6 protein-coding genes are annotated in these 6,902 nt (G+C 37.0%); 1 reads left to right on the forward strand and 5 read right to left on the reverse strand.

The genetic code is table 11. The features are described 5' to 3' along the window. Positions 1–29: 29 nt before the first annotated feature. Entirely contained in the window at positions 30–206 is a 177-nt protein-coding gene (locus DWY84_RS08340) for an excisionase family DNA-binding protein (RefSeq protein WP_015560864.1), read from the reverse strand. Between the two features lie 144 nt (positions 207–350). Between DWY84_RS08340 and DWY84_RS08345 the strand changes: the two genes are divergently transcribed. After that, a complete protein-coding gene (locus DWY84_RS08345; protein ID WP_118532268.1) occupies positions 351–1,229 on the forward strand; it encodes a hypothetical protein in 879 nt (292 codons plus the stop codon). Positions 1,230–1,393: 164 nt separating this feature from the next. Here DWY84_RS08345 and DWY84_RS08350 read toward each other — a convergent pair whose 3' ends face one another. The 4 genes from DWY84_RS08350 to DWY84_RS08365 form a co-directional block, all read right to left on the reverse strand. Further along, positions 1,394–2,056 carry a hypothetical protein gene (locus DWY84_RS08350; RefSeq protein WP_118532270.1) on the reverse strand — a complete coding sequence of 221 codons (663 nt, stop codon included), beginning with the start codon at positions 2,054–2,056 and terminating at the stop codon, positions 1,394–1,396. A gap of 336 nt (positions 2,057–2,392) precedes the next feature. After that, positions 2,393–5,188: an N-6 DNA methylase gene (locus DWY84_RS08355; RefSeq protein WP_118532272.1), complete on the reverse strand. Its 2,796-nt coding sequence runs from the start codon at positions 5,186–5,188 to the stop codon at positions 2,393–2,395. Between the two features lie 15 nt (positions 5,189–5,203). Beyond that, positions 5,204–5,362 (reverse strand): DUF1778 domain-containing protein, encoded by a 159-nt coding sequence (locus tag DWY84_RS08360; RefSeq protein ID WP_118532274.1) that lies wholly within the window; start codon positions 5,360–5,362, stop codon positions 5,204–5,206. 133 nt (positions 5,363–5,495) lie between these two features. Beyond that, positions 5,496–6,386, reverse strand: coding sequence for an Abi family protein (locus DWY84_RS08365; protein ID WP_118532276.1), 891 nt, complete (start codon positions 6,384–6,386; stop codon positions 5,496–5,498). Positions 6,387–6,902 lie beyond the last annotated feature (516 nt).

A 6,902-nucleotide genomic window follows, 5' to 3' on the forward strand; every position in this document is an offset into this window, starting at 1 on the left:
TCCTCCTTCCCCGCTTATTTTCTGACGTATCATTTCTCCGTGGCTCTTGCCGATAACCACACCTTAAATTCAGAAACAGGAACCAATACCCGCTTGCCTACACGGACAATTGGAAAATCCGCTTCTCTGGTCAGTGCATACGCTTTGCTCAGGCTGATTCCCATCTGCATTGCCATTTCCTGTACGCTCATCGTAACTTTATCCATAGCCATCCTCCTCTCTCTGCATTCCAAACATGAATTGCTCTTGTTTTCTATCACAGTATACTTTATAATGTTACCAAAGGCTATTTTCTATTGGTAAGAGCTCGTACCGAAAGCAAGTTCTATCGGTAAGAATGGAGGTAGAATATGAACGAAGATTTCAGTTTGGGGAAAATGAGTGCGGATGCACGGCTGACCGCAACTTTCAAATGCTATGAAAAGACAGAACAGAATGGAAAAATCGTAATCACCGCCTGTCTGGGCAAGGGCGATGTTCCGAAACTCAACCGTGGATACGGCTTGGACGGAAATGAGCTCTGGCTTTCTCTGAATAACCTGTACCAGAGTATCCGTGGAAAAGATGACTACACTGCTGCCGATGATATCATTTCTTGGTGTCAGCAGTACGCACACCCCTACTATGCCTCTGAGGACATCGAAGAATATCGTTGGGATATTGAAAAGGATACGGAATACTGGGATTTTTCCACTAACATTCTTGGTAATTTCACTTTTGATGTTCACACCATGCGGAAAGATCTCGAAAGCCTGTACCGGGATACCCTTGTCATCCTGATGTTCAAAAAATGTCTGGAACGGCTTGACGTTTCCACGGATCTTGCGCAGATCACATGGACGAATGAATTTGCAGATTTTAATTCGTTTCCTATGCAGAAACATCTCGGTAAAATATCAGCTTACCTAAATAAAATGAGTGGCGTAACCATGAAGTTGGGACTGGATGAAAATGGAGAATTGAAGGTCATGCCGGATTTCCATTCTGTTTTTGATGCTGCCCGATTCGCTCTGTCGCAATATGTATCTATCCCTACAGATTACCCCATTGCTTATGCCGACCGTGTGGGCGTTGCCACCTGTGAGTGTTGCGGCCGTCTGTTCATCAAAAACGGGAACCGCCAGAAATACTGTGACAATCCAGAATGTAAAAAGGAACGAAACCGCAGAAAATCCCGCACTGCTTATCGCAGAAAGATACAGGAAGAAAATGATAACCGATGGGCGTGACCACGGCTGTTTTCACACTGGGGCAAGATGTGGCAAGTAATATAGGTTATTTTCTATATAGGCTCTATAAGAATAACCTAAATCATCTGCCACAAGCTGCCCCAACTGTTTTTTCCATAGAAAAAGGGCATCGGTCTACACCGACACCCCATGTCATTTTATCCTTACTCTCCGCAGCGGAATGCTGAATTTCCCGTAAGATTTCTAATCAGAATCTTTCTCGCTGTCTTATACTCTTTTCCGATAAAGCCAAGTCTGAGCAGAAAACAGCGGAAAGCATATTTGTCATTATCCGTTTCGGTCGGCTTCGATGATACCCTTTTTGCATCTCTTGCCATATCACACAGTCTTGAGATAAATTGTGTGTAGGCTGCCATTTCATCGCTATCCGTTGTGTATGGAAACCATGTGAAGTTTATTTTTTCCTCAGTAATCTCTATTTCTGTGCTGTCCATCCGAAATGCACGTTGAAAAAGTGTCTGCCTATTTGCTATGATCTTCTGTAAATTTTCTAATGCCGTATCCGTAAGGCTTTCTCTCGGAATTCCTATTGTCAGTTTATCCTCCTGCACTGGCACTTCTTCGGTTACTTCCGCATCGTCCTGAAACCCACGCTCCCGTAACTGCCGAATCAGGTCTTTCGTTGTTTCTTCTGCTCCCTCCGGGATATGCAGTACACCCTCTTTATCCAGTCGGTATCCTACAATATCATATGCGCAGCTTGGTACCCGTTCATAATGCGGTACTGTTCCAAGTATGTTTCCAATCTCCTGTGCCAGTTTTGGTCTCTGCTTTGATTCCAATGTAAATCTGATTTCATTCTTCATAATATGTACCCGCCTTTCTTTTTCGGTAGTACATATATCACTCTGATGGCACAGAATTGCAAGACAATTCGGATTATATTTCTGCCAAAATGTACGCAGAAAAACTGTGATTTTTATACTGTTTTTTACACGTTTTTTCTGCGTATTTCGTTACTATCCGGCAAAACAAAATCAGCTAAAGTGATGACATTCAGCGGATATTTTCACATCAACCGACCTTGACGGGTATTCCCCCTGTTTAATTCTGCGAAAATTCGCACGAAGGGGGCCATCGGTCTTGAAGCGAAAATATTGTAGAGATTTAAACTCCCACTCCCCATTCTTTAGCACTTCCTATCATATACTGTACAAGTCATCAATTTTTTTTCTCTTCTCCATAACAATATTCTTCAAAGAATTAATTTCTTCTTCATATTTTTGTATGTCTTGTTCCAGTATTTTAGCTAAGTCAATATTAATTTTTAATTGTAAAAGTTCTTTTGCATCCATACGGGCATGTCGTTTTCCTGATTGAAGCATTCTCATTGCTTCTCTCATTTGTGGTAATGATAACAAATACCCAACAACTCTTGGACTTGATTTTTTACACTTAAGCCCTACCCATTCCGTTGTTCCTATTGCTTCTTCTTCCGGATTAATTATACATTTTCCCAAATAAGGTTCAAGCTTAGAAACAACCAAATCCGCTCCTGAAAATTCCACCTTATCCGATCCAATCATCGATACTTCTGGTACTTCATCATAATTAACACCACCACACAACGGGTAAACACTATCTAAATCAATCAACTTTCTATCGTACGCCAAATCACCTTTCTTTATTTTATTCAATTCAACAATTTTTACATAGTTGCCAATATCATTCCATGCAGCTCCTCTAGCCACTAAACTAATTTTTCCTTCCAGTACATCCCATAACCATCTATACTTCGCGTCTAGTCGTAATGTACTTCTACTAAATATTGCTTTTAATGTTGTTTCAAAACCATATCTTAGTGATTTTTGACTTTTATTTCCTCTGTAATTAAACAAAACCTTAGGCAAATCATTCTCTGTTATCAAATCTGATAGGCCCTTTCTTCGTTTATATCCAATTGCTTGAGGTTCTGCCATAAATATTTTTTCATCCAGCAAACCGCAATCATCAAAAACTTTTTTTAGTCCTTCAACTCCTTCCTTTTTTGTCCATCCACTTTCTTTAATTTCCTTTTCTATCCTATTTACTTGTTCCGTACTTCTTTTCTCTGCATAAATAACACAAGTTTTTACACTTGTATATGGCTTAAAAGTTAAATAAGGAAGGGATATAATAGCCTTAATTTTAAAATGTGATAATAGATATATTCTAGTATCCAATTCTGTTGGTGTATCGCATACAGATTCTGGAAGTACGCAACAAAAAACCCCCTGTTCTGGTCTTAATAATTGGTACCACCTTTCAATAAATAAATCTTCTGATATCTTCAATTCACCTGAAAATGCCTTCTCAACTGATTTTTTTTCGTCTGGAGTTAATTTCAGTGAAAACGGCGGGTTTGAAAGTACAATATCAAACTTTTCATTTTGATACTCTTCATGCATTTCTAAAATAGTAGGTCTATCTTGTATACAATAATCTGAAAAAGGAAGTAGCCCACTTGTCACAAAGGTATTCATACTTCCATCTCCATGTAAAATCATGTTTACCTTTGCCGCCAACCCTAAATCATAATTATTCTCAATCGCAAATAGTGATCTCTTGGCCCAATTAGTATGTGTTTGACCAGAAAATTCAGCTTCAAATGTTTCCAATGCCCTGTCACTTAATCCTGCTTTAAAAGTTCCATTTTCATACATTTTTTTTACTATCGACTTCATGTAAACAATTAAGAAAGTACCCACTCCACAAGACGGATCGATTACATTTGGCATCCTATGAATTCCTCTACCATCAGGCTTCTCTACAAGAACTCTTTTCGCATGCTCTGTAATATCACATAATTCTGTCATGAACTCAACCAGCTGAACAGGCGTAAAAAATTGTCCTTTAGTTTGCGTGAAGCCATGTGCAACTATTTCTTCAAAAAAGCTTCCTAATAAATCTCCTCCGTATACATTCTTAGTTAAAGATATTCCTTCTAGCCTTTGCACCACGTAAAAGACTTTTGATGGTTTTATTCTGGCCTTATCAAAAGCAACATTATCACTTTTTTCATCTAATAAATAAGAACTTTCCGCTTTTTTATATAGTACATTCATTCTGTCCACTAGTGCATCTGGACTCTCCACAATATTGCCTATATAATTTACTTGAAATTCATACTTATTTCCTGGTCTGATTTCTTTTTCATCATAAATTTTACACAGAAATAATTTTGTGATAACTGCAAATACGTCATTATTATTTGTTCCACCTCCTCCCCAAATAACATTATGTAATTCTTCTGTCAATTGCTTAAAAAACAATTCATCAGAAGTCTCGTCTAATGGAATTGACGTCTCCGTTTCCTTTGGAACACGCGCATAACTTTTTTGAATTACAGTTCCATACCCCTTCGGAATAGCATTTCCTGCTGGTTCTCCTGCATCCTGCCACTTGTCATATTCTCCATACTGACTAGTTGATATTACCAATGTGTTAATTGCAGGCTCTCCACTATCATTAAACACAACTGTTGTCCATAGCAAATAATCAGGTCTCTTTATTTTTTCAAGCTTACTTGATTGAAAAAGTTGCCCTTTTATCAAATATCTTTCTGATATATACTTCTGCGGCGTTTTTAGCTCAAAATATAAAAAAGGAGACCCATCCTCATTTCTAATAACAATATCTGATCTGCTCCCTTTTGCTCCCTTTTTAGGTCTTCCCGGTGCTTCATAAACTTTCTCAATATCTATATATTTATTTTCAAATTTATATCCGTACTCTTTCTCCAACTTCAGAAGTAAAACAGCCCTTACCATTTCTTCGTCATTTAAGTTAGTCGTTGTCCCCTTAAAGTCTGGTGCCTCTGGATCAACATTTACACATTTAGGATTATATGTAATCTTTCCTTTTCCAGTCTTTTCATCAAATGTAATTGAGGAAATTATATCAGATTTACTATCCTGAATATATTTTATATATAATTTTGGTTCAAAAACTTTCGCCATGTTGTTTCTCCTAGATTATTTTTTTAATTGATCAATCACTCGCTCTGCTTCTTTCAGGGCAGTTCTTCGTACAAACTCACTATATGAAGCATATGCTTCTATTCTAGCCGCCTGTTTCAATTTTGCTAATTCCTCTTCACTCACTCTTATACTCATAGAAATAGTTTTGTTCATTCCCAAGCCCTCCTATGTCAAAAATTATATCATTTGTGTGCAACATTTACAATACAATTCTCCACGTCCTCAACATAGAAATAGCCACTTTTCATAGTAGTTCTACTAGCAAAAAGCGGCTATATATCAGCATTTACAAATTATTTTTCATGATTTCCATATAGTTTTCTGGGAATCCAATCAACTTCAAATCAATATCATCACTATACTCACTTATCACATTTTCCACGGTTTGAATCAAAGATTTTTTACTACTCTCATCTGGTAATCTTTTTAATAGGACAAGCGTATACGCAAATAATGAATTATTCTTTATTTCTGAATGTTTTCTCAAAAATGACGTTGTAAACTTTGCCGGAGGATTAAAATCTGTATTATACATTCTAGCCGCATGCGCACATTTGTTTCGTAAAACCGATAAACAATGAAGATGATTTTCTAATGTATCTCTTCCAACACCAACCATATGAGCAATGGCATCTTTTTCTGAATAATACATAGAGCTGTATAATTTAGACATATTAGAAAAAGACATTAATTCCACAATAACCCACAATGGCATTTTACTAGAATATTTCATTTTATGATGCTTCACAATTAGGCTATCTTTATAATAATTTTTCTCCCTACTGAAATTTTCCATAACTTCCCTGTAACCCTTTTTGTTATAGAAATTATTCTCATCATAATGCTGATCATACGGAGTCTCCGTACATTTAGCAATTGAAAATCCATATGCAATCTGCGTCCTATAATATACTTCTGCTTTTTCAATATACCGCCGAAATGTATCACGTAATATTTCATCCACTTTGTATAGATGATATACCGTTTCAAATGTAGTTCCCACTATATAGTCACTACCAGAAGGGGCTTGTCTGAATTGTAAAGCATAACCCGTAAAACGATAATAATTTACTCTTTTCAAAATATCTTTTGCTTTCTCTCTGTCTGTGATAATCATACCATGGGCTACTAACTTATCCAATTGTTCATCGAAGGTCAATGGTTTTTTCAAATCCATAAAATCTCTCCTTAACGTAAAAAAGCTGAGCACAAGTCTCAGCTTGGTCCCCAATGCCAAAAAGACTTCGGGCAACTCTGTTACATATAGTATATTCAAAAAGCAAAAAAATTGCAATAGTTTTTATTATTTTCTTAGAAAAATCTATCACATTGAGTCTAAGTAGTCCATTACTACTAAGGATTTCTCCCCACACCTTTGACTTTATCCCAATTCCATCCATGAGCCTTAGTAGTCGAAAACGTAGTATTTTCAATGCTTTCCGCCATATTCTGCCCTGTGTTGCCCCACTTTGCGAAGATATGCATTATCATAAAACTGGAGTGCCGTGGCAGATGAATAGTACTTTTATCATTGTTTTATTTCTCCTTGTTTTGACCAGAAATGCCCTGTTTTGCAAGGGATTTCGGGAATTTTGTGGTTTTTTCTGAAATGTGTGAATGTGGCAAATCAGAGCAAAATTTAGCAAGTTATTACGTAAGCGCTTAAATTTCAGCCGTTGATATAAAAATTCCC

The organism is Clostridium sp. AF27-2AA (assembly GCF_003478505.1).
Taxonomy (GTDB): Bacteria; Bacillota; Clostridia; order Lachnospirales; family Lachnospiraceae; genus Brotaphodocola.